This is a genomic window from Streptomyces sp. NP160 (genome assembly GCF_006335115.1).
In the GTDB taxonomy this organism is placed as follows: Bacteria; Actinomycetota; Actinomycetes; order Actinomycetales; family Quadrisphaeraceae; genus Quadrisphaera.
On record NZ_VDMJ01000024.1, the window covers coordinates 72,569 to 96,902 of the forward strand.

Annotated in this window: 25 protein-coding genes and 1 tRNA gene; 21 read left to right on the forward strand and 5 right to left on the reverse strand. The window is 75.9% G+C overall.

From position 1 onward, the window contains the following. Nucleotides 1-61: 61 nt before the first annotated feature. From FHN55_RS12980 to FHN55_RS13035, 12 genes are all read left to right on the forward strand, one after another. Nucleotides 62-595, forward strand: coding sequence for a PGPGW domain-containing protein (locus tag FHN55_RS12980; protein ID WP_218974634.1), 534 nt, complete (start codon nt 62-64; stop codon nt 593-595). Between the two features lie 52 nt (nt 596-647). Continuing rightward, a tRNA-Val gene (locus tag FHN55_RS12985) sits at nt 648-719 on the forward strand. A gap of 62 nt (nt 720-781) precedes the next feature. Beyond that, complete coding sequence (locus FHN55_RS12990; RefSeq protein ID WP_180357816.1) at nt 782-1,420, forward strand: MOSC N-terminal beta barrel domain-containing protein; 639 nt, start codon at nt 782-784, stop codon at nt 1,418-1,420. Between the two features lie 56 nt (nt 1,421-1,476). Beyond that, on the forward strand, nt 1,477-3,483 hold the full coding sequence (gene thrS / locus FHN55_RS12995; RefSeq protein ID WP_139712734.1) for a threonine--tRNA ligase: 2,007 nt from the start codon (nt 1,477-1,479) through the stop codon (nt 3,481-3,483). Nucleotides 3,484-3,503: 20 nt separating this feature from the next. Then, nucleotides 3,504-4,130: an HIT domain-containing protein gene (locus tag FHN55_RS13000; protein ID WP_257570987.1), complete on the forward strand. Its 627-nt coding sequence runs from the start codon at nt 3,504-3,506 to the stop codon at nt 4,128-4,130. Nucleotides 4,131-4,171: 41 nt separating this feature from the next. Beyond that, on the forward strand, nt 4,172-4,816 hold the full coding sequence (gene pgsA / locus FHN55_RS13005; RefSeq protein ID WP_139712735.1) for a phosphatidylinositol phosphate synthase: 645 nt from the start codon (nt 4,172-4,174) through the stop codon (nt 4,814-4,816). After that, complete coding sequence (locus tag FHN55_RS13010; protein ID WP_139712736.1) at nt 4,803-5,849, forward strand: phosphatidylinositol mannoside acyltransferase; 1,047 nt, start codon at nt 4,803-4,805, stop codon at nt 5,847-5,849. Before pgsA ends, FHN55_RS13010 begins: the two co-directional genes overlap by 14 nt. Continuing rightward, the gene (locus tag FHN55_RS13015; protein WP_139712737.1) at nt 5,846-7,066 is read left to right on the forward strand and encodes a glycosyltransferase family 4 protein; all 1,221 of its coding nucleotides are present in this window, start codon (nt 5,846-5,848) and stop codon (nt 7,064-7,066) included. The genes FHN55_RS13010 and FHN55_RS13015 overlap by 4 nt, the downstream gene beginning before the upstream one ends. Beyond that, nucleotides 7,063-7,665: a hypothetical protein gene (locus FHN55_RS13020; RefSeq protein WP_373995733.1), complete on the forward strand. Its 603-nt coding sequence runs from the start codon at nt 7,063-7,065 to the stop codon at nt 7,663-7,665. Before FHN55_RS13015 ends, FHN55_RS13020 begins: the two co-directional genes overlap by 4 nt. A gap of 12 nt (nt 7,666-7,677) precedes the next feature. Continuing rightward, complete coding sequence (locus FHN55_RS13025) at nt 7,678-8,241, forward strand: NUDIX hydrolase (RefSeq protein WP_139712738.1); 564 nt, start codon at nt 7,678-7,680, stop codon at nt 8,239-8,241. Between the two features lie 84 nt (nt 8,242-8,325). Then, a complete protein-coding gene (gene pdxS, locus FHN55_RS13030) occupies nt 8,326-9,237 on the forward strand; it encodes a pyridoxal 5'-phosphate synthase lyase subunit PdxS (protein WP_139712739.1) in 912 nt (303 codons plus the stop codon). 152 nt (nt 9,238-9,389) lie between these two features. Continuing rightward, a complete protein-coding gene (locus FHN55_RS13035; RefSeq protein WP_139712740.1) occupies nt 9,390-9,695 on the forward strand; it encodes a hypothetical protein in 306 nt (101 codons plus the stop codon). Nucleotides 9,696-9,860: 165 nt separating this feature from the next. Here FHN55_RS13035 and FHN55_RS13040 read toward each other — a convergent pair whose 3' ends face one another. From FHN55_RS13040 to kynU, 4 genes are all read right to left on the reverse strand, one after another. Then, entirely contained in the window at nt 9,861-10,229 is a 369-nt protein-coding gene (locus FHN55_RS13040) for a hypothetical protein (RefSeq protein ID WP_139712741.1), read from the reverse strand. Further along, complete coding sequence (locus tag FHN55_RS13045) at nt 10,229-10,684, reverse strand: helix-turn-helix domain-containing protein (protein ID WP_139712742.1); 456 nt, start codon at nt 10,682-10,684, stop codon at nt 10,229-10,231. Before FHN55_RS13045 ends, FHN55_RS13040 begins: the two co-directional genes overlap by 1 nt. Nucleotides 10,685-10,757: 73 nt before the next feature. Then, nucleotides 10,758-11,492, reverse strand: coding sequence for a peptidyl-tRNA hydrolase (locus FHN55_RS13050; RefSeq protein WP_139712743.1), 735 nt, complete (start codon nt 11,490-11,492; stop codon nt 10,758-10,760). Next, complete coding sequence (gene kynU, locus FHN55_RS13055) at nt 11,489-12,796, reverse strand: kynureninase (RefSeq protein ID WP_139712744.1); 1,308 nt, start codon at nt 12,794-12,796, stop codon at nt 11,489-11,491. Before kynU ends, FHN55_RS13050 begins: the two co-directional genes overlap by 4 nt. A 52-nt stretch (nt 12,797-12,848) precedes the next feature. Here kynU and pdxT point away from each other — a divergent pair, with 52 nt between their 5' ends. Both pdxT and FHN55_RS13065 read left to right on the forward strand, forming a co-directional pair. Continuing rightward, nucleotides 12,849-13,490, forward strand: coding sequence for a pyridoxal 5'-phosphate synthase glutaminase subunit PdxT (pdxT, locus tag FHN55_RS13060; protein ID WP_139712942.1), 642 nt, complete (start codon nt 12,849-12,851; stop codon nt 13,488-13,490). An 81-nt stretch (nt 13,491-13,571) separates the two neighbouring features. After that, nucleotides 13,572-14,318, forward strand: coding sequence for a YebC/PmpR family DNA-binding transcriptional regulator (locus tag FHN55_RS13065; RefSeq protein ID WP_139712745.1), 747 nt, complete (start codon nt 13,572-13,574; stop codon nt 14,316-14,318). 4 nt (nt 14,319-14,322) lie between these two features. Here the strand turns inward: FHN55_RS13065 and ruvC are convergent, their stop codons facing one another. Then, entirely contained in the window at nt 14,323-14,961 is a 639-nt protein-coding gene (gene ruvC, locus FHN55_RS13070) for a crossover junction endodeoxyribonuclease RuvC (protein ID WP_139712746.1), read from the reverse strand. 119 nt (nt 14,962-15,080) lie between these two features. Here ruvC and ruvA point away from each other — a divergent pair, with 119 nt between their 5' ends. The 7 genes from ruvA (at nt 15,081) to FHN55_RS13105 (ending at nt 23,853) form a co-directional block, all read left to right on the forward strand. Then, nucleotides 15,081-15,728: a Holliday junction branch migration protein RuvA gene (gene ruvA / locus FHN55_RS13075; RefSeq protein WP_139712747.1), complete on the forward strand. Its 648-nt coding sequence runs from the start codon at nt 15,081-15,083 to the stop codon at nt 15,726-15,728. Next, nucleotides 15,728-16,903 carry a Holliday junction branch migration DNA helicase RuvB gene (ruvB, locus tag FHN55_RS13080; RefSeq protein WP_139712748.1) on the forward strand — a complete coding sequence of 392 codons (1,176 nt, stop codon included), beginning with the start codon at nt 15,728-15,730 and terminating at the stop codon, nt 16,901-16,903. The genes ruvA and ruvB overlap by 1 nt, the downstream gene beginning before the upstream one ends. A gap of 11 nt (nt 16,904-16,914) precedes the next feature. Beyond that, nucleotides 16,915-17,289, forward strand: a complete 375-nt coding sequence (yajC, locus tag FHN55_RS13085; RefSeq protein WP_139712749.1) for a preprotein translocase subunit YajC — start codon at nt 16,915-16,917, stop codon at nt 17,287-17,289. A gap of 66 nt (nt 17,290-17,355) precedes the next feature. Then, nucleotides 17,356-19,521, forward strand: a complete 2,166-nt coding sequence (gene secD, locus FHN55_RS13090; RefSeq protein ID WP_139712750.1) for a protein translocase subunit SecD — start codon at nt 17,356-17,358, stop codon at nt 19,519-19,521. Between the two features lies 1 nt (nt 19,522). Next, on the forward strand, nt 19,523-20,680 hold the full coding sequence (gene secF / locus FHN55_RS13095) for a protein translocase subunit SecF (RefSeq protein ID WP_139712751.1): 1,158 nt from the start codon (nt 19,523-19,525) through the stop codon (nt 20,678-20,680). Between the two features lie 28 nt (nt 20,681-20,708). Next, nucleotides 20,709-21,302, forward strand: a complete 594-nt coding sequence (locus tag FHN55_RS13100; RefSeq protein ID WP_139712752.1) for an adenine phosphoribosyltransferase — start codon at nt 20,709-20,711, stop codon at nt 21,300-21,302. Beyond that, nucleotides 21,241-23,853: a bifunctional (p)ppGpp synthetase/guanosine-3',5'-bis(diphosphate) 3'-pyrophosphohydrolase gene (locus tag FHN55_RS13105; protein ID WP_139712753.1), complete on the forward strand. Its 2,613-nt coding sequence runs from the start codon at nt 21,241-21,243 to the stop codon at nt 23,851-23,853. Before FHN55_RS13100 ends, FHN55_RS13105 begins: the two co-directional genes overlap by 62 nt. Nucleotides 23,854-24,334: the final 481 nt, after the last annotated feature.

The following is a 24,334-nucleotide window of genomic DNA, read 5'->3' on the forward strand; positions in this document are numbered from 1 at the left end:
CCCGTCCCGGACGGATCAAACACCCCCGGGCGGCGTGTCGTACGAGACGTACCCTAGGCGGGTGCAGCCCGCGCCGCCGGTACCTCCCGCACCCGACGACGCCGTGACCCCCGTCCCGGCCGGTCCCGTCGCAGGTCGCAAGCGCACCGGGTCCTCGCGCGGGGGTCCCGGCGCGTCCCGCAGCGAGCGCCGCGACCGCTGGGAGTGGCGCGCCAGGATCCGCGCCGACCCCAAGAAGCACCGCGTCTACCGCGTCGTGGTCGCCTGCGTCGGCGTCTTCCTCATCCTCCTGGGCGCCGCCACCGGCTGGCTGCCCGGCCCGGGCGGCATCCCCCTGGTGCTCGCGGGCCTGGCCGTGCTCGCCAGCGAGTTCGCCTGGGCCCACCGCCTCCTCAAGCGCGCCCGCCTCGCCGTGCGCCGCTTCACGCACTGGGCCGGCCGCCAGCCGCTGTGGCTGCGCCTGACGGGCTCGGGGGCCGCGCTGGCCGGCGCCCTCGGCGGTGCCTGGCTCTTCCTCGTGGTGATGGGACCGCCCGACGTGCTGCCCGCGGCGGCGGTGGCCTTCCTCGACAGGATCCCCGGCGTCGAGCCCTGACCCACCCGTGACGGGGCCGCCGCGGAGGGCCTGTAGTGTGTTCTCCGCACCCGGGCGATTGGCTCAGCGGTAGAGCGCCTCGTTCACACCGAGGAGGTCACTGGTTCGATCCCAGTATCGCCCACCCGGGTCTGACGGGCCGTCCCTCCCAGGGGCGGCCCGTCGGTGCTTTCCAGGAGGTCCTCCGTGGAGCACGGCGTCGTCGTGGGCAGGGTCTCCCTCCTGCGGCGCTTCCCGCTGCGCTCCGCCGGCGGGGACCTGCCCGGCGTCGTGCGGGTGGACGCCTCCGGGCTCGCGCACGACCGCCGCTGGCAGCTCCTGGACGCCGCCGGGGCTCCTCTGAGGGCCCGTGACCTGCCGGGGCTCGCCGCGCTGTCGGCCACCGCGGACGACGACGACGGGCTCCGCGTGCGCGGTGGCAGCAGGGGCCCCGGCGTCCGCCCCCTCGACGACGGCTGGGTCGAGCGGCTGGCAGGCCCCGGCTCGCGCCTGCAGGACGCGCTCGCCGAGGGGGGCACGGCCCACCGCGACGGCGCCGCCGTGCACCTCGTGGCGGCCGGCGCCGCGGACGCCCCCGACGCCCCGGCGGGCTGCGACCCGGGGGAGCGCGCCAACGTCGTCCTCGACCTCGACCCGCCGCTCGCGCGCCCGGGGGACGAGCGCGGCTGGGTGGGTCGCCGGCTGCGGCTGGGGGGCGCGGGCCCGGCGGGCGGGCCGCTGCTGGAGGTGACGCGCACCCCGAAGCGCTGCCTGGGCGTCTACGCCGACGTGCTCGAGCCGGGCGAGGTGGGCGTCGGCGCCGTCGTCGTCCTCCTGGACGCCTGAGGGGACGGCGACGGGCGGCCAGCGGCCGCGGGTGCCCGCGCCGTAGAGTCCTGGCCGTGTCTGAGCCTGGTGTCCTGCGCGTGGTCGTCGACGGTGCCGAGCGCGAGGTCGCGACGGGCACCACGGCCGCCGAGCTGTTCGAGGGCCGCCGCGACGTGGTCGTGGCGCGCATCGACAGCGGGTCCGGAGCCGAGCTGAAGGACCTGAGCACCGAGCTGTCCGACGGTGACGTCGTCGAGGCGGTCGAGGTGGGCAGCCCCGACGGGCTCGACGTGCTCCGCCACTCCACCGCCCACGTGCTCGCGCAGGCCGTCCAGTCCCTGCACCCGCAGGCGAAGCTCGGCATCGGCCCGCCGGTGCGCGACGGCTTCTACTACGACTTCGACGTCGAGGTGCCGTTCACCCCCGAGGACCTCAAGGCCCTCGAGAAGGAGATGCAGCGCATCGTCAAGGAGGGCCAGACCTTCCGCCGGCGCGTCGTCACCGACGAGCAGGCCCGTGCCGAGCTGGCCGACGAGCCCTACAAGCTGGAGCTCATCGGCCTCAAGGGCGGCACCGGATCCCCCGAGGCCGGTGACGAGGTGGCCGAGGGCGCCTCCGTCGAGGTGGGTGCCGGCGAGCTGACCATCTACGACAACGTCCGCCGCGGCGGCGAGGTCGCCTGGAAGGACCTGTGCCGCGGCCCCCACGTGCCGAGCACCCGCCTGCTGGCCAACGGCTGGCAGCTCACCCGCACCGCTGCCGCCTACTGGCGCGGTGACCAGGCCAACACCCAGCTGCAGCGCGTCTACGGCACCGCGTGGCCGTCCAAGGACGAGCTGCGCGCCCACCTGGAGCGCCTGGCCGAGGCCGAGCGGCGCGACCACCGCCGCCTGGGCGCCGAGCTCGACCTGTTCTCCTTCCCCGACGAGATCGGCTCCGGCCTGGCGGTGTTCCACCCCCGCGGCGGCGTCATCAAGCGGGAGATGGAGGACTACGTCCGCCGGCGGCACGTGGAGGAGGGCTTCGACTACGTCGGCACGCCCCACATCTCCAAGCAGCACCTCTTCGAGACCTCGGGTCACCTGCCGTACTACGCCGACACGATGTTCCCGCCGATGGAGCTCGAGAACGCGCAGTACTACCTCAAGGCCATGAACTGCCCGATGCACAACCTGATCTTCAGGTCGCGCGGGCGCTCCTACCGCGAGCTGCCGCTGCGCTTCTTCGAGTTCGGGTCGGTGTACCGCTACGAGAAGTCGGGCGTGGTGCACGGCCTGACCCGCGTGCGCGGGCTCACCCAGGACGACTCGCACAGCTACTGCACCCCCGAGCAGGCGCCGGCCGAGGTCGAGAAGCTGCTCGGCTTCGTGCTGGGGCTGCTCAGCGACTTCGGGCTGGACGACTACTACCTGGAGCTGTCCACGCGCGGCACCGGTGACAAGTTCATCGGCTCCGACGAGGAGTGGGAGCAGGCCACCGAGGTGCTGCGCGGCTGCGCGGAGCGCACCGGCCTGGAGCTCGTGCCCGACCCGGGCGGCGCGGCCTTCTACGGCCCGAAGATCTCCGTGCAGGCGCGCGACGCCATCGGCCGCACCTGGCAGATGTCGACCATCCAGTACGACTTCAACCAGCCGGCCCGCTTCGGCCTGGAGTTCACCGCCGCGGACGGGTCCCACCAGCAGCCCGTGATGATCCACTCGGCGAAGTTCGGCTCCCTGGAGCGGTTCTTCGGCGTGCTGGTCGAGCACTACGCCGGCGCCTTCCCCCCGTGGCTCGCGCCCGTCCAGGTGGTCGGCGTGCCGGTCGCGGAGGAGTTCGCCGGCCACCTGCACGACGTCGTGCGCCAGCTCAAGGCGCTCGGCATCCGCGCCGAGGTGGACGACTCCGACGACCGCATGCAGAAGAAGATCCGCACCCACTCCAAGGCCAAGGTGCCGTTCGTGCTCATCGCGGGCGGTGACGACGTCGAGGCCGGCGCGGTCTCCTTCCGCTACCGCGACGGCCGCCAGGACAACGGCGTGCCGGTGGCGGAGGCCGTCGAGCGCATCGTCGAGGCGGTCCGCTCCCGGGTCCAGGTGTGAGCGAGGCCGTCTCCGGCGGGCTGCCGGGCGGCGCCGAGGACCCGGCCGGCTTCGCGCGGGAGGCCGACGGCTTCGAGCGCCTGTGGACGCCCCACCGGATGGCGTACATCGGCGGGGAGAACAAGCCGCCGAGCGCGGCCGCCGGGTCCGGCTGCCCGTTCTGCCGGGCCCCCTCGCTGGACGACGACGACGCGCTCGTCGTCGCCCGCGGCGAGCTCTGCTTCGTGGTGCTCAACCTCTACCCGTACAACCCCGGGCACCTCATGGTCTGCCCCTACCGGCACGTCGCGGGCTACGTCGACCTGACGCCCGAGGAGACCGTCGAGGTCGCCACGCTCACCCAGAGCGCGCTGCGGGTGCTCTCGCGGGTCAGCAACCCGTCGGGGTTCAACCTCGGCGTGAACCAGGGGGAGGCGGGTGGCGCGGGCATCGCCGCGCACCTGCACCAGCACGTGGTGCCGCGCTGGACCGGGGACGCGAACTTCCTGCCGGTGGTGGGGCGGACCAAGGCGCTGCCGGAGCTGCTCGCCGACACGCGCGCCAAGCTGGCCGCCGCGTGGGCCGCCGCGGGGGAGCCCGGCACGGCGTCGGGCGGCGGGCCGAGCAGCCCCTCCGGCTCCCCGACCGGACCAGCGGCGGGCTCGTGAGCCGGGCCGCCGCCGGCGCCTCCCGCTAGCCTGCAGGCGAGATGCTCAACCGCTACGCCCGCGCCTGGCTGGCGCGCCTCCTGACGCCGCTGGCCGCGTTCCTGCTGCGCCGCGGCGTCAGCCCCGACGCGGTGACCGTGCTCGGCACGCTCGGCGTGGTGGTCTCCGCGCTGGTCGCCTACCCGCAGGGGCAGCTGTTCTGGGGGACCATCGCCATCACGTGCTTCGTCTTCTCCGACGCGGTCGACGGGACGATGGCGCGGATGTCGGGGCGCACCAGCGCCTGGGGCGGCTTCCTCGACTCCACCCTCGACAGGTTCGGGGACGCCGCCGTCTTCGGCGGCCTGGTCCTCTACGCCACCGGGGCGGGCTCGCAGACCACGTGGGCCCGCGGCCTGGCGGTGCTGGCGCTGGCGAACCTGGCCCTCGGCTTCGTGGTCTCCTACGCCCGGGCGCGCGCCGAGGCCGCCGGCGCCCGCGCGGACGTGGGAGTCGCCGAGCGCAGCGAGCGCCTCGTGGCCGCGCTCGTGGCGACCGGCTTCGTGGGCCTGGGCCTGCCGCACGTGGTGCTCGTCGTGGTGCTGGGCCTGCTCGCGGTGGCCAGCTGCGTCACCATCGGGCAGCGCCTGGCGCTGGTGCGCCGCCAGCTGCTGCCCGGTGACGAGCCGGCCCGTGCCGGCACCTGACGGCGGCCGCCGCCCCCTCGCGCGGCTCCGCGCCCGGGCCGGCGACCTCCCCGGCGCGGCCGCGCTCGGCTACCGGGCCGCCTTCGCCGTCGTCCCCCGCCTCCCCGAGCCGCTGGTGCGGACGGCTGCCTCGCTCGGGGCCGACCTCGCCGTCCGGCGCCGCGGCGCCGGCGTGCGCCGCCTGGAGGCCAACCTGGCGGCGGCCACGGGGGCCTCGGGCGCCGGCCTGCAGCAGCTGCTGCGGGACGGGATGCGGTCCTACGCCCGCTACTGGGCCGACGCCTTCCGCCTCCACGTCTGGACCCCCGTGCAGCTGCGCGAGCGCACCCGCGTGGAGGGCGAGGGGCTCGCCGAGCTGGTCGAGGCGCTCGAGACCGGCCGCGGAGCGGTCGCCTTCCTCGGCCACTCCGGCTCGTGGGACCAGGTCGGCGCCTGGGCCGCGGCCACCTGGAGCGCGCCCGTGGTCACCGTGGCCGAGCGCCTGGAGCCCGCAGAGGTGTTCGAGGCGTTCCTCGCCTTCCGGGAGCGGCTGGGCCTGACCGTGGTGCCCGTGGCGCGCGGCGGGGGCAGCAGCGCCAGCTTCGCCTCGCTCGTGCGGGCGCTGCGCGGCGGCGCCTTCGTGCCGCTGCTCGCCGACCGCGACCTGTCCGGCAGCGGCGTGCCCGTGCAGCTGCTCGGTCAGCCCTCGCGCGCGGCGGCGGGCCCGGCGGCGCTGGCGCTGGCCACGGGCGCCCCGCTGTTCCCGGTGAGCGTCCACTACGAGCCCGGGCCGCGGGACCCGGGCAGCGGGCGCAGCCCGTGGCGCTCCTGGACCGCCGTCGCCGTGGTCCACCCCCGGGTCCCGGTGCCGGTCGCGGCCGAGGCCCGGCCGGGGCAGCGGCCCGACCGGCGCGTGCAGACCGCCGCCATGACGCAGGCCTGCGTCGACGTGCTCACCGAGGCCGTGCGGCGCCACCCCGAGGACTGGCACGTGCTCCAGCGGGTCTTCACCGGCCGCGGCGCGGTCCCCGCCGCGCAGGAGCCGGCGCCGTGAGGGTCGGGCTGGTCTGCCCCTACTCCTACGACGTCCCCGGCGGCGTCCAGGCGCACGTCGCCGACCTCGCCGAGGTGCTGCTCGAGCAGGGCCACGAGGTCTCCGTGCTCGCGCCGGTCTCCGAGGCCTCGGGCGGCGCCGAGGAGCCGCTGCCGCCGTGGCTCGTCTCCGCGGGCGGCGCCGTGCCGGTCTCCTACAACGGCTCCGTGGCCCGGGTGAGCTTCGGGCCGGTGGTGGGCCTGAGGGTGCGGCGCTGGCTCGCCGAGGGCGCCTTCGACGTGGTGCACCTGCACGAGCCGGTCACCCCCAGCATCGCCCTGATCGCCATGCTCACCGCCGAGGCGCCGCTGGTCGCCACCTTCCACACCGCCTCGCTGCGCTCGCGGGCGCTGCAGGCCGCGCTGCCGCTGGTGCGTCCCGGGCTGGAGAAGCTCTCCGCCCGGATCGCCGTCAGCGAGGACGCCCGCCGCCGGGTGGTCGAGCACCTGGGCGGTGACGCGGTCGTCGTCCCCAACGGCGTGCACGTGGACCGGTATGCGGGCGCACCCGTGCGCGAGGAGTGGCGGGGCCGGCCCGGTGCGCCCGTGCTGCTGTTCCTGGGGCGCTTCGAGGAGCCGCGCAAGGGCTTCGGGGTGCTCGCCGAGGCGCTGCCCGCCCTGCGGGCGCAGCACCCCGGCCTGCGCGTGCTCGTCGCCGGGCGCGGCGACCCCCGCGCCGCCCGGGCGCTCGCCGGCGACCACGCCGGCTGCCTGGAGCTGCTGGGGTCGGTGAGCGAGGCGGACAAGGCCTCCCTGCTCGCCTCGGCCGACGTCTACGTGGCGCCGCAGACCGCGGGGGAGAGCTTCGGCATCGTGCTCGTGGAGGCCATGAGCGCCGGCACGGCCGTGCTGGCCAGCGCGCTGCCGGCGTTCAGCCGCGTGCTGGACGGCGGCGCCCTGGGCGAGCTCGCGGCCGTGGGCGACCCCGCGGCGCTGGCCGCGGGCGCGTCGAGGCTGCTCGGCGACGACGAGCGCCGCCAGCGCCTGGCCGCCGAGGCCTCGCGCGCCGTGCGCCGGTACGACTGGTCGGTGGTGGCCCACCGGGTGCTCACCGTGTACGAGACCGTGCTCAGCGGCGTCCACGGCGACGAGGCCGCCCTCGGCGGCCCGGGCGGCGACCCCGCCGCGGGGCGCCTGCTGTCGCAGTGGCGGGACGCCGCGGGCGGGCTGCGCCCGTGAGCGACCACGCCTTCTCCGTGCTCGCCCTGGTGCTGGCCGGCGTCGTCGTCCTCGGGGGGCTGGCGTGGTGGCTCACGGCGAGGGCGGCCCGCCTCGACCGCATGCACGTGCGGGTGGAGACGACGCGCGCCGCGCTGGACGCCGCCCTGCTGCGCCGCGCCGCCGCCACCGAGGCGCTCGCGGCCAGCGGGACCCTCGACCCGGCCAGCGCGCTGCTGCTCGCCTCGGCGGCGGCGGAGGCGACGGCGCCGCTGGAGGAGCTGGAGCGCGAGGTGGTCGAGTCCGACCTGACCCGGGCGCTGCGCGCTGTGCTCACGCCGGGGGCGGTGCAGGTGCTGCACGACCGGCGCGACGGCCTCGTGGAGGAGCTGCTCGCGGACCTCGCCACCGCCTGCGAGCGGGTGGTGCTGGCGCGGCGCTTCGCCAACGACGCCGTGGTGGCAGCCCGGCGCACCCGCGGGCGGCGCCTGGAGCGCTGGGCGCACCTCGCGGGGAGGGCGCCGCTGCCGCGCACCTTCGACGTGGACGACGAGCCGCCGGTCCTGGCGCCGCGGCGACCGGGCGCGCCCCCGGGGGAGGGCGCGCGGCCCGCGGGCTGACAGGCTGGCGGCGTGGCGGAGGACGTGCCGGGCGCGGTCGAGGAGTGGGTGCTCGGCGAGGACGGGCTGTGGTTCCGGCGGGGGGCGCGGGTGCTCCTGGTGGACCCCGCCTGCGAGGACGGCGAGGTGCGGCTGCTGCTCGTGCGCGGCCACGACGCCGACCAGCCGCAGCGGTCGTGGTGGTTCACCGTCGGCGGCGGCATCGGGCCCGGGGAGGACCCGCGCGCCGCGGCCGCGCGCGAGCTGCGCGAGGAGACCGGGCTGGACCTCGCTGCCGAGCAGCTCGTGGGGCCGGTGGGGGAGCGCAGCGCCGTCTTCGACTTCCTGGCCCGCACGTGCCGGCAGGACGAGCTGTTCTTCCTGGCCGTGGTGCCGGGCGCGCAGGCGCGCGGGGTCTCGACGGCGGGGTGGACCGCGCTGGAGGGCGACGTGCTCGACGAGCTGCGCTGGTGGGCGCTGCCGGAGCTGGTGGCGGCCCAGGCGGCGGGGGCGACCGTCTACCCGCACGCCCTGGTGGGCCTGGTGGAGGAGCTGCTGGGCGGCTGGGACGGTGTGCTGCGCCACATCGGCGGCTGAGGCCCCGGTGGAGCCCCTGCTCAGGGGGGCTCGTGCAGGTCAGGCGGTCCCTCGCGCCCGGTGCGCCGCCGTACCATGGGAGGCATGTCCGAGTCCTCCACCTCTGCCTCGCAGCCCCAGGTCGGCACCTCGCGCGTGAAGCGCGGCATGGCCGAGATGCTCAAGGGCGGCGTCATCATGGACGTCGTCACCGCGGAGCAGGCGCGCATCGCCGAGGACGCCGGTGCCGTCGCCGTCATGGCCCTCGAGCGCGTCCCCGCCGACATCCGCGCGCAGGGCGGCGTGGCGCGCATGAGCGACCCCGACCTCATCGACGCGATCCAGGCCGAGGTCTCGATCCCCGTGATGGCCAAGGCGCGCATCGGCCACTTCGTCGAGGCGCAGGTGCTGCAGAGCCTCGGTGTCGACTACGTCGACGAGTCCGAGGTGCTCACCCCCGCCGACTACGCCCACCACATCGACAAGTGGCAGTTCACGGTGCCCTTCGTCTGCGGCGCCACGAACCTCGGCGAGGCCCTGCGCCGCATCACCGAGGGCGCGGCGATGATCCGCTCCAAGGGCGAGGCCGGCACCGGTGACGTCTCCAACGCCACCACGCACATGCGCACCATCCGCGCGGAGATCGCCCGGCTGACCTCGCTCAGCAAGGACGAGCTGTACGTGGCCGCCAAGGAGCTGCAGGCCCCCTACGACCTCGTCGTCGAGGTGGCCGAGGCCGGCCGCCTGCCCGTCGTGCTCTTCACCGCGGGCGGCATCGCCACCCCGGCCGACGCCGCGATGATGATGCAGCTCGGCGCCGACGGCGTCTTCGTGGGCTCCGGCATCTTCAAGTCCGGCAACCCGCAGCAGCGGGCCGAGGCGATCGTGCAGGCCACCACCTTCCACGACGACCCCGACGTCATCGCCAAGGTCTCCCGCGGCCTGGGCGAGGCCATGGTCGGCCTCAACGTCGAGGCCATCCCCGAGCCGCACCGCCTGGCGCAGCGCGGCTGGTGAGCTGACAGCTCGCCACGGCGAGCGCACGACGACGGCCGGCGTCCCCGCGAGGGGCGCCGGCCGTCGTCGTCGGTGGTGGAGTCTCCTGGGTGGGCCTTCGCAGGGCGCCGGTGCGGTGCGTGCGCTGCGGGCCGCCGGGGTAGGGGGCCCTCATGCGCGCACGAGCGGCGGCCGTGGCCGCTTCGAGCCGGTGGACGGACGAGGACGGCGTGCGCGCCCCCGCGGGGGAGGCCCACGCGTGGGAGCCGGGCACCAACCAGACGGTCTGCGGGCTGGCGCTGTCGCGCTCGCAGCTGGAGCGCTTCCCGCACGTGTCCTGGGACGACCTGCTGGCCTCTCGGACCGGTGAGCGCGTCAAGCGGGTGTGCCCGCGCTGCCGCGGGGCGACGCGGCGGCGCGAGCCCCGCGAGGCGCGCCGGTGGAGCCCGCCCGACCCCGGGGCGCCTCCGGTGTCCTGATCCGTCCCGGGGTGCCGCTCGCCCGCGCCGCCGCCGGGGGGCCGACCCCCGCTGCACGGTCGCCCGGCTGGCGCTCCGCCGGGACCGACCGCGGTCACCTGCGGAGGGCTGGCGTGGACCGGCGTGGACCGGCGAGGACCGGCGGGGACCGGCGGGGACCGTGGGTCAGCGGCTGCTCAGCGCCCGGTTGACGTCGTCGACCGCCGTGCGGGGGTCGGCGACCTCCACCACCGCGCGGGCGAAGCCGGAGGTGTCCGCCCCCGCCTCGAGCTGGACGACGACGGTCCGGCGCCCCGAGTGCACGGCGTACAGCGTCTTGTCCCCGCCGCGGTGGAAGGTGCCCACCGCGGCCACTCCCGGCAGGTGCAGGCCCGGGGCGCGGACGCCCTTCGGCTCGGCGGCGGCGCCCGGGTCGGCCGTGGCCCCGCGCACCGCGGACAGCGGCACCACGAGCCGCCGACGGAGGGCCCACAGGGCGTCCAGCCCGGTGAGCCGGACCTCGAGCTGTCCGTCGCTGACTCTGATCCGTGCCATCACGTCCTCCTCGTCGTCGCGGTGGTGGGCTCCTGCCCAGGGGGTGCGGCGGTGGCGTCGCGCGCTCCGGGAGGGTGCTCGTCGAGGCGTGCGCGGTCCAGGAGGCGCTGGCCGAGCACGGCCGCGGCGGTGGGGCCGAGCGCGGCGCGGGCGTCGCGGACGGCGTCGCGGACCCCGTCGTCGTGAGGGGCCAGCTCCAGCGCGGCCACGAGCAGGAGGTCGAGGGCCCGCTCGTCGTCGTCTGGCTCGCCCGGCGACGAAGAGGGGGTGTGCCGGGCCAGGGCGGCGAGGAAGAGGCCGCGCTTGCTGCCGAACGCGCCGTAGAGGCTGCCGCGGTGCAGGCCGGTGGCGGCGACGAGGTCGTCGACGGAGGTGGCGGCGTAGCCGAGCTCGGTGTAGCACCGCGCGGCGGCGTCCACGACGACCGCCTCGTCGAAGCTCCTGGGCCTGGCCACGCGGACATCCTGGTACATGGATGAACGGTCAGTCAAGAAATGGTCGGCGACCGCACGGGCTGCCCTGGCGCGGTCAGCCCTCGAAGCCGGCGCTCACGGTGACGGTGCCGGGAGCCACCTCGGTGTAGCCGGCGTCGCGGACGTCCACCCGTCGCGACGCCGGCAGCACCGGAGCCCCCTGGAGGACGACGACGGCGAGGCCGGTGGCCACGTCGGGCTCCGCGCCGGCCAGCCACGCGGCGACGGTGGCGCGGTCGAGCCGCTCCAGCGCCAGCTGCGCCGCGTGGCCGACCTGCGCGACGGCCTTGCCGGTGGTCATGCCGACGCCCGGGGCCAGCCTGATGGTGAGCACCGGCCCTCCTCGCCCGTGATCACGGAGAGCGGGGCCGGGAGCGGGGTCGGTGAGCTCCAGGCCGCCGACCTGCAGGTCGTGCAGCAGCTTCGGCGCCGCGTCGCGCGGGTGCGGTGCGAAGGCGCGCACCTGCGCCACCACCCCGCCGGAGCCGGCGCGGGCCTCGACGTGCGGCAGGTGCGCCGTCCGCTCCCACCGGGAGCCGCGGGCCCGCCGGCCGATCTTGCGGATCCGCTGGCCGCGCCAGCGGGCCACGGCGTCGTGGAAGGCGCCCTCGGGGTCGCTGGTGCGCTCGTCGGTGAGCAGCGCGACGACGGCGCGCGCCGTCGCCACCAGGACGTCCGTGTGGGTGGGTGGCCCACCGGCGCTCTCGCGCTCCACCCTCACCACCAGGGAGAGCGCCCAGGGCTCCTCCTCGGGCGGCAGCCAGGACTGCTCGGCCGGCTGCTGGCTCACGTGACCGTCGGCCGCTCGGCGGCCTCGGCGGCGAGGTGCTCGCCGCCGTCCAGCACGGCCCGCAGCGCCACCACGGCCGCCAGCACGTCCGCGTGGGAGAGGTACAGCGGTGCGACGCCCCAGCGGACCACGTCGGGAGCGCGGAAGTCGCCCTCCACGCCGCGCGCGTGCAGGGCCCGCACCACGCCCCAGGCCTGCGGGTGGCGCAGCGCCAGCGCGCTGCCGCGCCGGTCCGGCTCGCGCGGCGTCACGACCTCCACCTCGGGCACGAGCGCGTCCAGCGCCTCCAGGGCAAGGCCCGTCAGCGACAGCGACCTGGCGCGCACCGCGTCGACGTCGACGCCGTCGTAGGCGCTCAGGGCCGCCTCCAGGGCGAGCAGGCTGATCATCTGCGGGGTGCCGGTGCGCGCCACGGCGATGTCGGAGGCGGGGGTGTACTCGGCGGTCATGGCGAAGGGCTGCGCCGCGGAGTTCCATCCCGGCACGGGGTTGGCGAAGCCCGCCTGCAGGCGGCGGGGCACGTAGACCCACGCCGGGGCGCCCGGGCCGCCGTTGAGGAACTTGTAGCTGCAGCCGACCGCGTAGTCGACGTCGTGCTCGTCGAGGTCGGCGGGGACCACGCCCGCGGAGTGGCACAGGTCCCACAGCACCAGCGCGCCGGCGTCGTGAGCGGCGCGGGTGAGGCCGGGCAGGTCCCACAGCTCGCCGGTGCGGTAGTCGACCTGGCTCAGGGCCACCAGGGCGACCTCGTCGCCGCGCGCGGCGAGCACCGCCGGCACCTCCGGCGGGGAGGCCAGCACCACCTCCAGCCCCGCCAGGCGCGCGTCGGAGTGCAGGACGAACAGGTCGGTCGGGAAGGAGCCGGGGTCGGCGACGACGACGCGGCGCCGGCCGCCGCGGCCGTCGCCGCCGCTGCGCCGCCGGGTCTCGGCGGCCGCGGCCAGGTGCACCTTGTGCAGCTGGACGCTGGTGCAGTCACCCACCACCACCTGCCCGGGAGCCGCGCCCAGGAGCGCCCCGACGCGGTCCCCGACGCGCTGCGGCGCCGTCCACCAGCCCTCGGTGTTCCACCCGCCCACCCGCGCGCGGCCCCACTGCCGCTGCACGGCGTCGGCGACGGCGGGGGCCACCGCGCGCGGCAGGGCGCCCAGGCTGTTGCCCACGAGGTACACCGACCCGTCGCCGGGGAGGTCGAACCGGGCGCGCAGGTCGCCGAGGGCGTCCGCGGCCTCCAGCGCCGCGGCGCGCCCGGTCAGCGCGGCGGGAGCGGCCGGGTGATCAGCAGCGGTGGTCACCGCACCCATCCTGCCGGGCTGGGACGATGGACGGGTGAGCGCTTCCCCCCAGACCACTCCCGTGCCCTCCGGGGCGCCCTCGGCCCGCCCGGCCGGTGGGGGCCCGCTGGTCGGCGTGCTGGCGCTGCAGGGCGACGTGCGCGAGCACGCCCGCGCGCTGGAGGCCGTGGGCGCCCGGGCCGTGCCGGTGCGCCGCCCCAGCGAGCTGCGCGCCGTGGACGCCCTCGTGCTGCCCGGCGGGGAGTCCACGACCATCGACAAGCTGGCCCGCCGCTTCGAGCTGCACGACCTGCTGCGCGAGCGCATCGCCGAGGGGATGCCCGCCTACGGCTCCTGCGCGGGCCTGATCATGCTCGCCGACCGCCTGGTGGACGCGATCCCCGGGCAGCAGACCTTCGGCGGGCTCGACGTGCTGGTGCGCCGCAACGCCTTCGGCCGACAGGTGGAGTCCTTCGAGGAGGACCTCGACGTGGATGGCGTCGAGGGCGGCCCGGTGCGCGCGGCCTTCATCCGCGCGCCCTGGGTCGAGCAGGTCGGCGAGGGCGTCGAGGTGCTCGCGCGCACGCGCACCGCGGCGGCGGCCGACCGCGTGGTGGCCGTCCGGTCGGGCCACCTGCTGGCCACCTCCTTCCACCCGGAGATCACCGGCGACCACCGCGTCCACGCGCTGTTCGTCCGGATGATCGAGGCCGCCGCTCGGTGATGGGCGGTGCCGCTCACCCTCGGTAAGATGGGCGGCTGACCTGACCTGACCCAGAACAGCCAGCCCCCGAGGAGGTGTGCGATGTCGGGCCACTCCAAGTGGGCGACCACCAAGCACCAGAAGGCCGTCAAGGACGCCAAGCGCTCTTCCGCCTTCGCCAAGCTCATCAAGAACATCGAGGTCGCGGCCCGCACCGGCGGCGGCGACCCGGCCGGCAACCCGACGCTCTACGACGCCATCCAGAAGGCGAAGAAGAACTCGGTGCCGAACGACAACATCGACCGGGCCGTCAAGCGCGGCTCCGGCCAGGAGACCGGCGGCGCCGACTACCAGACGATCATGTACGAGGGCTACGCCGCCCACGGCGTGGCCGTGCTCGTCGAGTGCCTCACCGACAACCGCAACCGCGCCGCCTCGGACGTGCGCGTGGCCTTCACGCGCAACGGCGGCACCATGGCCGACCCGGGCAGCGTGGCGTACCTCTTCACGCGCAAGGGCGTCGTCGAGGTGCCGGCCGAGGGCCACGACGAGGACGACGTCCTCGGCGCCGTCCTGGACGCGGGCGCGGAGGAGGTGAACCGCGTCGGGGACTCCTTCGAGGTGGTCTCCGAGGCGACCGACCTCGTGGCCGTCCGCACCGCGCTGCAGGAGGCGGGCATCGAGTACGACTCCGCCGAGGCGCAGTTCGTCCCGTCGATGCAGGTCCCGCTCGACGCGGAGCAGGCGCGCTCGGTGCTCAAGCTCATCGACGCCCTGGACGACCTCGACGACGTGCAGAACGTCTACGCCAACCTCGACGTCCCGGAGGGCGTCCTCGAGGACGCCTGAGCGCTCACCGCGTCTTCGCGGGGAGCTTCCACTCCTTGGGCTGGGCCCGTGCCGCTGCGGCGGCGCGGGCCCACGCCGTCTGCGCCGCCGTGGGGGCGCCGGCGCTGCCGGCCACCGAGGCCAGGGGGTCGGCGTGGTACGCCGTGTCCTGTCCGGCCGCGAGGGCCGTGGGACCCCCGCGCCACAGGTGGCAGATCGCCAGCGCCAGCCCGTCGGCCGCGTCCGCCGGCCGGGGGGCCTCCGCCAGCGCGAGGATCTTCGTGATCATCAGGGTGACCTGGGCCTTGTCGGCGCGGCCGTTGCCGGTGACGGCGGCCTTCACCTCGCTGGGCGTGTGGGTGGCCACCGGCAGCCCGTGCTGGGCCGCCAGCATCATGGCGATGCCGCTGGCCTGCGCCGTCCCCATGATCGTGGAGACGTCGTTGCGGGCGAAGACCCGCTCCACGGCCACCGCGTCGGGCAGGCACTCCCTCAGGACGGCGGTCAGCCCGTCCGCCACCTGCAGCAGCCGCTGTGCCAGCGGCAGCTCGGGCTCCGTGCGCACCACGCCCACGGCCACGAGCTTCGCCCGGCGCCCGGGCAGGCCGTCCACCACGCCCCACCCGCAGCGGGTGAGGCCCGGGTCGACCCCCAGCACGCGCACCGACCCAGCCTCGCACGTCGCACGTCCGTTCGGGTGACAAGCCGTCACCGCGCGTCACGCCGCCTCCGGGGTCCGCGGGCTGTCGGTGCCGCGTGCGAGGCTTCCCGGGTGATGTCGTCATGATCGCCTCGGTGCGCGGCACCGTGCTCTCCCTGCGCCTCGACGGCGTCGTCGTGGAGGTCGGGGGCGTCGGCATGCTCGTCCACACCACGCCGCGCGCCCTGGCGGACCTGCGTCGCGGCTCCGAGGCGCTCCTCCACACCAGCCTCGTGGTCCGGGAGGACTCCCTCACCCTGTTCGGCTTCGCCGAGGCCGACGAGCGCGAGGTGTTCGAGGTGCTGCAGTCCGTCACGGGGGTCGGCCCGCGCCTGGCGCTCGCCGTGCTGGCGGTGCACTCGCCGGAGGAGCTGCGCGTCGCGGTCGCCTCGCAGGACCTGGTGGCGCTCAAGCGCGTGCCCGGCATCGGGCAGAAGGGCGCCCAGCGCATGGTGCTCGACCTGGCCGACAGGATCGGCGCGCCCAGCGGCGAGGTCCCCGCTGCGCGGTCCGGCCGCGCCGCTGCGGCGCCCGCGCCGGTGGCGGCGAGGCCCGCGCCCTCACCCGTGGTGGAGGCGCTGGTCGGCTTCGGCTTCAGCGCCAAGCAGGCCGAGGACGCCGTGGCCGCGGTGACCGAGGGCAGCGGCGGGGACGCCGTGGACGGCGACGGGTCGAGCGCGGACCTCGCCACCACGCTGCGCGCCGCGCTGCGCCACCTCGGGCGCCACTGATGGAGGACTCCTCGCGCGAGCTGTCGGGCCGGGACGGCGAGGACGACGGCGCCCTCGGCGTGCGCCTCGTCGAGCCCGGCGCGGACGACACCGAGCGCGCCGCCGAGAGCGCCCTGCGCCCCAAGCGCCTGCGCGACTTCGTCGGCCAGCAGGTGGTGCGCGACCAGCTCTCGATCGTGCTGGAGTCGGCCCGCGCCCGCGGCCGCGCGCCGGACCACGTGCTCCTGTCGGGACCCCCCGGCCTCGGCAAGACGACGCTGTCCATGATCATCGCCGCCGAGCTGGGCACCGGCCTGCGGATCACCTCCGGCCCGGCCATCCAGCACGCGGGGGACCTGGCCGCGGTGCTCACCTCGCTGGAGGAGGGCGACGTGCTCTTCGTCGACGAGGTGCACCGCGTCGCGCGCCCCGCCGAGGAGCTGCTCTACGTGGCCATGGAGGACTTCCGCGTCGACGTCGTCGTCGGCAAGGGGCCCGGAGCCACCGCCATCCCGCTGGACCTGCCGCCCTTCACCCTCGTCGGGGCCACGACGCGGGCGGGGCTGCTGCCCGCGCCGCTGCGCGACAGGTTCGGCTTCACCGCCCACCTCGACTTCTACTCCGCCGCGGAGCTGCAGCAGGTGCTGCACCGTTCGGCCGCGCTGCTCGGCGTGGCCCTCACGAGCGAGGGCGCCGCCGAGGTGGCGCGCCGCTCGCGCGGCACGCCGCGCATCGCCAACCGCCTGCTGCGGCGCGTGCGCGACTGGTCGCTGGTGCGCGGCAGCGGCGCCTCCGGAGGCAGCCCCGTGGTCGACGAGGCCTCCGCGCGGGCGGCGCTGGAGGTCTACGAGGTCGACCCGCTGGGCCTGGACCGCATCGACAGGGCCGTGCTGCGCGCCCTGTGCCGGACCTTCGGCGGCGGGCCGGTCGGGCTGTCGACGCTGGCCGTCTCGGTGGGGGAGGAGGCCGAGACCGTCGAGACCGTCGTCGAGCCGTTCCTCGTGCGCGAGGGCATGATCGGGCGCACCCCGCGCGGGCGCGTCGCCACCGACGCCGCGTGGCGCCACCTGGGGCTCGAGCCACCGCTGGCGCGTCCCGGCGGCGTGCCCGGGCAGCTCGAGCTGGGGGAGCCGGGTGCCGGGCGCTCCCCGGAGCACCTTCCGCGAACACCGGATGGTCCCAGCGGCGGCAGGTAGGGTCGCTGCCGATGGACGCCTTGATCCTGCTGCTCCCGATCGCCCTCCTGCTCTTCCTCATCCTCCGAGGACGCAAGCAGCAGCGGGCGGTCTCCGACCTGCAGTCGACCCTGGCCGTCGGCCAGCGCGTCATGACGGCCTCCGGCCTGTACGGCACCGTCGTCGAGCTGGGCGACACCACCGTCGACCTCGAGACCTCTCCGGGCGTGCGCCTCACGTGGGCCCGGGCCGCGGTCGCCCGCGTCGTCGACACCCCCGGTGCCGACGACGGCGCCACGAGCACCACCTCGACCACCGACCCGGAGGCCCTGCCGCCGGCCGCCGGTGGCACCGCCCCCGGCGCCGCGGGCCCCTCCGCCGAGGCGCCGGAGCGCCACGACCGCTGATCCCGCGCCGCACCAGCGCCGCTCACCGCCGACCCCCGGGCCGGCCTCCGTCCGGAAGAGACCCCGTTGGCACGCTCACGCTCCTCAACGTCCCGCGCCAAGCGCTCCCTGCTCTGGCTGACGGCGCTCGTCGTCGCCCTCGTCGCCGGCCTCGGCTCGGCGGTGCAGTGGAGCACCGCCACCTGGACGCCCAAGCTGGCGCTCGACCTGGCCGGCGGCACCCAGATCATCCTGACCCCGCAGCTGCGGGGCGGTGAGAGCGCCGACCAGATCACCCCGCAGACCATCGCGGACGCGATCACGATCATCCGCCAGCGCGTCGACTCCTCGGGTCTGACAGAGGCGGAGATCACCAGCTCCGGCGGCAACAACATCGTCGTCAGCCTCCCCGGCGACCCCGCCGAGCAGGCGGGCGCCGTCGAGCTCGTCTCCCAGTCCGCGCAGATGCGGTTCCGGCCGGTGCTGTACACCGAGCCGGCCGGCGCGGCGGCGGCGCCAGCTCCGACCGACGGCGCGACGCCGGGCGCCACCGACGGCGCGACGCCGGGCGCCACCGACGGCGCGACGCCGGGCGCCACCCCGGCGGCCACCGACGGTGCGACCCCGGCAGCCACGGACGGTTCGACGCCCGCGGCGACGTCCGAGCAGACCGCCGCGCCGGCGGAGAGCCAGCAGGGGAGCCGCCTGCCCGGCGCGCTCCTCTCCGGTGCCTCCCCCGCGGCCGCGTCGACCGACCCGGCCGCCGCTGCGACGCCCGCGGCCACGGACGCCGCCAGCCCGGCGGCGACCGACGCGGCGAGCCCGGCGGCGACCGACGCGGCGAGCCCGGCGGCGACCGACGCGGCGAGCCCGGCGGCCACGCCGGCGCCGAGCCCCACCAGCCCGAGCGACCTGAGCCAGATCACCCCGGAGCTGTACGCGCAGTTCCAGGCGCTGGACTGCAGCAACCCGGTGGCCGTCGGCCAGCAGCTGGACGACGTCGCCGACGGCCCGATCGTCACGTGCGCCACCGACGGCACCGAGAAGTTCATCCTCGGGCCCGTCGAGGTCGAGGGCACCGACATCAGCGACGCCACCGCGGGCCTGGAGACCACCAGCACCGGGGCCACCACCAACCGCTGGGTCGTCAACCTCAGCTTCGACAGCCGCGGCGCCGAGGAGTTCGGCGCCACCTCGACCCGCCTGTTCGGGCTGCAGGCCCCGCAGAACCGGTTCGCCATCGTGCTGGACGGGACCGTCGTGTCGTCGCCGACGATCAACGGCCCGATCACCGACGGCAACGCCCAGATCAGCGGGAACTTCACGCAGGAGTCAGCCACCACGCTGGCCAACCAGCTGAAGTTCGGCGCGCTGCCGATCTCCTTCGAGACCCAGAGCGTCGACCGGATCTCCGCGGTGCTGGGCTCCGAGCAGCTCGAGCGCGGCCTGCTCGCCGGCGCGATCGGCCTTGTGCTCGTGGTCCTGTACTCCCTGGCGCAGTACCGAGCGCTCGGCCTCGTCACCGTGGCCAGCCTCGTGCTCGCCGCCGGCATCTCCTACCTGGTCACGGTGCTCCTGGGCTGGTACCAGGGCTACCGCCTCAGCCTCGCGGGCGTCGCCGGCTTCATCGTCTCGATCGGCATCACCGCCGACTCGTTCATCGTCTTCTTCGAGCGCGTCCGCGACGAGGTCCGCGAGGGCAGGTCCCTGACGTCGGCGGTGGAGACCGGCTGGGCCCGCGCGCGCCGGACGATCATCATCTCCGACGTCGTGAACTTCATGGCCGCGGCGGTGCTGTACTTCCTCGCCGTCGGCGGGGTGAAGGGCTTCGCCTTCATCCTGGGCCTCACAACCGTCATCGACCTGCTGGTCGTCGTGCTCTTCACCCACCCCGTCCTCGTGCTGCTGGCCCGCCGGAGGTTCTTCGCCTCGGGCCACACGCTGTCCGGGTTCGACGGGGAGCGGCTCGGCAGGTCTCCCGCCTACGCCGGTCGAGGGCGCGTGCGCACCCCCGCCGAGCGCGCGCCGCGCGTCGAGCGGTCGCGCTCGAAGGACGCCGACGACGCGGCGTCCCCCGGCGGCTTCGACGACCTCGACGACGGCGCCGGGCGCCGCGAGCCGGTGACCACCGGCTCAGGGGGCCGCACCACCATCGCCCAGCGCCGCGCCGCGGAGGCCGCGCGCCAGCGCAGCGCCGACGGGGACGACGGCGGCAGCTCCGCCGGCTCCGGCACGACCACCGAGGAGCGCTGACGTGCCGTCCTTCTCCCAGCTCGGGAACGACCTCTACACCGGCCGGCGCGGCATCGACGTCATGCGCACGCGCCGCACCTGGTACGTCGTCGCAGCGGTCCTGGTGGGCCTGTCGGTGGTGCTGCTGCTGACCAAGGGCCTCAACGCGGGCATCGAGTTCCGCGGCGGGTCGGAGTTCCGCGTCTCCGACGTGGCCACCACCTCGCAGGACCCCGCGGAGTCCGCCGTCAGGTCGGTCGTGCCCGACGGCGAGCCGCCGCGCATCTCCACCGTCGGCGACAACGCCGTCCGCGTGCAGACGGAGCAGCTCAGCCAGCAGCAGACCGACGCCGTCGCGAGCGCCCTGGCGCAGGGCTACGGGGTGCCGGCCGGCAACGTCACGGCCTCCTTCGTCGGGCCCAGCTGGGGCGCGGACGTCACGACCAACGCGCTCCTGGGCCTGGGGATCTTCGTCCTGCTCGCCGCGGTGGTGCTGGCGCTGTACTTCCGCACCTGGAAGATGTCGGTGGCCGCGCTGGTCGCGCTGGTCCACGACGTGGTCATCACCGCGGGCGTCTACTCGCTGTCGGGCTTCGAGGTCACGCCGGCCACGGTCATCGGCTTCCTGACGATCCTCGGGTACTCGCTGTACGACACCGTGGTGGTCTTCGACAAGATCCGCGAGAACACCGAGCACGTGCTGTCGAGCAGCTCGAGGACCTTCGCCGAGGCGGCCAACCTCGCGGTCAACCAGACGCTGGTGCGGTCGATCAACACCTCCGTGGTGGCGCTGCTGCCCGTCGCGTCGATCCTCTTCATCGGCGCCCTGCTCCTGGGTGCGGGCACGCTGCGCGACATCTCCCTGGCGCTCTTCGTCGGGATCATCGCCGGCACCTACTCCTCGGTGTTCCTCGCGCCGCCGCTGTACGTGCAGATGCGCGAGCGCGAGCCCGACATCGCCCGCCAGCGCGACAAGGTGCTGGCGCGCCGCGGAGGCACCGCCGTGGCCACCACGGGGTCGGCCCCCGCGGTGGCCGCCGCGGGTGCCGAGGGCGGGGAGGTCACCTCGACCGGGACGACGACGGCGGTGCTCGAGCGCCCGTCCGCGCGGCGCGCCCCGCGCTCTCCCTCCGGCGGTCAGCGCAGCCAGCCGCGCCGCCCGGGCGGACGCCGCCGGTGACCGCGCCGCTGACCGGGACGACGTGCCGATGAGCAGCAGCGAGCACCGCGCCACCCACCGCGCGACCACCGCCGACGACGACGCCGCCGGCCTCCTGGGGCTGCTGCGCGCCGTGCCGGACCACCCCGCGCCCGGCATCACCTTCTGGGACATCACGCCGCTGCTCGGCGACGCTGCGGCGCTGTCCCGGGCCACCGGTGCGCTGGCCGAGGCGGCGCGCGCGATGCCCGGAGGCGGCGTCGACCTGGTCGCCGGCGTGGAGGCGCGCGGCTTCGTGCTGGGCGCGCCGCTGGCCCTGGCGCTGGGCGCCGGCTTCGTGCCGCTGCGCAAGGCGGGCAAGCTCCCGTGGCGGACCGTCCGGCAGGACTACTCCCTCGAGTACGGCGAGGCGTCCATCGAGGCCCACGAGGACGCCGTCCCCGCGGGGGCGCGCGTGCTCGTCATCGACGACGTCCTCGCCACGGGCGGCACCGCCTCGGCGGCGTGCGCGCTGGTGAGGCGCCTCGGCGGCGAGCTGGCGGGCGCGCTCTTCCTCCTGGAGCTCACCGACCTCCCCGGCCGTGCGGCGCTCGCCGGCGCGCTGGGCGGCGCTCCCGTCAGCGCCGTCCTCCGGACCCCCTGAGCCAGCGCGTCCCACCCGCAGCCGAGCGCCTGGTCGCGGTCCGGAGGGTGCCAGGGACCGCAGCCGAGCGCTCGGTCGCGGTTCGGGGAGGCCCGGGAACGGGCGGGGACCGGGGAGCGCTGACCGCCTCGCCGTAGACTCGGCGCACCCAGCGGGCCCGGGAGGTGTGGTGGACCAGACAGCGCAGTCGCCGTCGTCGGTGGGCGCAGGTGGCGCCGTCGACGCGAGCAGCCCCCAGCCGCCAGCCCCGGCACCCCCGGCGCCCGTGCCGGCCCAGACGCCGGGCGAGGCCGACGCGCCACCGCCGGGCAACGGCATCCGCCGCCGCCTGGCCCGCCTCGGCACCCGTGCGCCCACCACGCCGGCGGCCCTGGAGCCGCTGCTCACGGCGGTGCGCGCCAACCACCCCCGCGCGGACACCGCCGTCCTGGAGCGCGCCTACGCCGTCGCCGAGAAGGCCCACCGCGGCCAGCGCCGCAAGAGCGGCGACCCGTACATCACCCACCCCGTGGCCGTGGCGACGATCCTCGCCGAGCTGGGCATGACGCCGCCCACCCTGGCCGCCGCCCTCCTGCACGACACGGTGGAGGACACCGGGTACGCCCTCGCCGAGCTGCGCCGCGAGTTCGGCGACGAGGTCGCCGACCTGGTCGACGGCGTCACCAAGCTCGACAAGGTCACCTACGGCGACGCCGCCCAGGCCGAGACCGTGCGCAAGATGGTCGTGGCGATGGCCAAGGACATCCGCGTGCTGGTCATCAAGCTGGCCGACCGCCTCCACAACGCCCGCACCTGGAAGTTCGTGCCGGCGGCCTCGGCGGAGAAGAAGGCCCGGGAGACCCTCGAGATCTACGCCCCGCTGGCGCACCGCCTGGGCATGAACACCATCAAGTGGGAGCTGGAGGACCTCTCCTTCGCCACCCTCTACCCGCGCATGCACGAGGAGGTGGTGCGCCTCGTCGCCGAGCGCACCCCCGCGCGCGAGGAGTACCTGGCCACCGTCCGCGAGCAGGTGAGCGCCGACCTGCGCGCCGCCAAGATCCGCGCGACGGTCTCCGGCCGGCCCAAGCACTACTACTCCGTGTACCAGAAGATGATCGTGAGGGGCCACGACTTCACGGACATCTACGACCTGGTCGGCCTGCGCGTGCTGGTCGACACGGTCCGCGACTGCTACGCCGTCCTCGGTGCGCTGCACGCGCGCTGGAACCCGGTGCCCGGCCGGTTCAAGGACTACATCGCGATGCCCAAGTTCAACATGTACCAGTCGCTGCACACGACGGTCGTGGGGCCCGAGGGCAAGGCCGTCGAGATCCAGATCCGCACCCACGACATGCACCGCCGCGCCGAGTACGGCGTGGCCGCGCACTGGAAGTACAAGGACGCCGCCGTCCGCGGGGTCGGTGCGGGCGGCAAGGGCAACCTCGAGGACATGTCCTGGCTGCGCCAGCTGGTCGACTGGCAGTCCGAGACGGCCGACCCGGGGGAGTTCCTCGACAGCCTGCGCTTCGAGATCAACGCGCAGGAGGTCTTCGTCTTCACCCCCAAGGGCGAGGTCATGGGCCTGCCCGCCGGGTCCACGCCGGTGGACTTCGCCTACGCCGTCCACACCGAGGTCGGCCACCGCACCATGGGTGCGCGCGTCAACGGGCGCCTGGTGCCGCTGGAGAGCCAGCTCGACAACGGCGACGTCGTCGAGATCTTCACCTCCCGCGTCGAGGGCGCCGGGCCCAGCCGCGACTGGCTGACCTTCGTCAAGAGCCCCCGGGCCCGCAACAAGATCCGCGCGTGGTTCTCCAAGGAGCGCCGCGAGGAGGCCGTCGAGCAGGGCAAGGACGCCATCGCCAAGGCGATGCGCAAGCAGCACCTGCCCATCCAGCGGCTGATGAGCCACGAGGCCCTCGTGGGCCTGGCCAACGAGATGCGCTACGCCGACGTCTCCGCCCTGTACGCGGCCGTCGGCGAGGGGCACGTCTCGGCGCAGTCGGTGGTGGAGAAGCTCGTCACCGCGCTCGGCGGGGAGGAGGGCGCCACCGAGGACCTCGCCGAGGCGACGCTGCCGTCGCCCGCCGTCCGGCGCCCCCGCACCGGCGACCCCGGCGTGGTGGTGAAGGGCGTCGACGACGTCTGGGTCAAGCTCGCGCGCTGCTGCACCCCCGTCCCCGGGGACCCGATCGTCGGCTTCGTCACCCGCGGCGCCGGCGTCTCGGTGCACCGCGAGGACTGCGGCAACGTGGTCGGCCTGCGCGCCGAGCCCGACCGCATCGTCGAGGTGGAGTGGGACGTCAGCTCCGCCAGCGTCTTCCTCGTGCAGATCCAGGTGGAGGCCCTCGACAGGTCCCGCCTGCTCTCGGACGTGACGAGGGTGCTGTCCGACAGCCACGTCAACATCCTGTCGGCCCAGGTCACCACCTCACGCGACCGCGTGGCCCTCTCGCGCTTCACCTTCGAGATGGCGGACGCCACCCACCTGGGCCACGTGATCAACGCGGTCCGCCGCGTGGACGGCGTCTTCGACGCCTACCGCGTCACCGGGAGCCGGCAGGCCTGAGGCGGCCCGCTCGGGGGACCTCCGGGCCCCGGGCAGCCGGCGCAGCTGGCGGCGCCCGGCGCGCTGGCCCGGTCTGCGGCGGACGGCGAGGAGCGCCAGGGCCAGCGCCGGGTCGGCCCCCGCCGCCACCGCGGCCCGCAGCAGCGGGGCGGCCTCGCGCGCCGGGTGCCACAGCGCGATGTCCGTGGCGGTCCGCTCCAGCGTCGTGACCCGGACGCCGCCCACCACCTCCACGTGGTGCGCGGCCAGCAGCACGGCCCGGGTCCGCCTCCAGGCGGGGTCGCGGCGCGACCCGCCGGTGCGGCCGTGGGGGAGGACGACGTCGACGACGCCGAGCCGGTCGAGCGCACCTCGCAGCCACAGCGCCGCGGCGCCACCGACGACGTCGCCAGGGTCGAGCCGCTGGGCCAGGAAGCCAGCCCGGGCGGCGCCCGAGGCCGCGGTGTCCGCCGGGAGGACGCCGTCGGCGGCGCTCACGAGC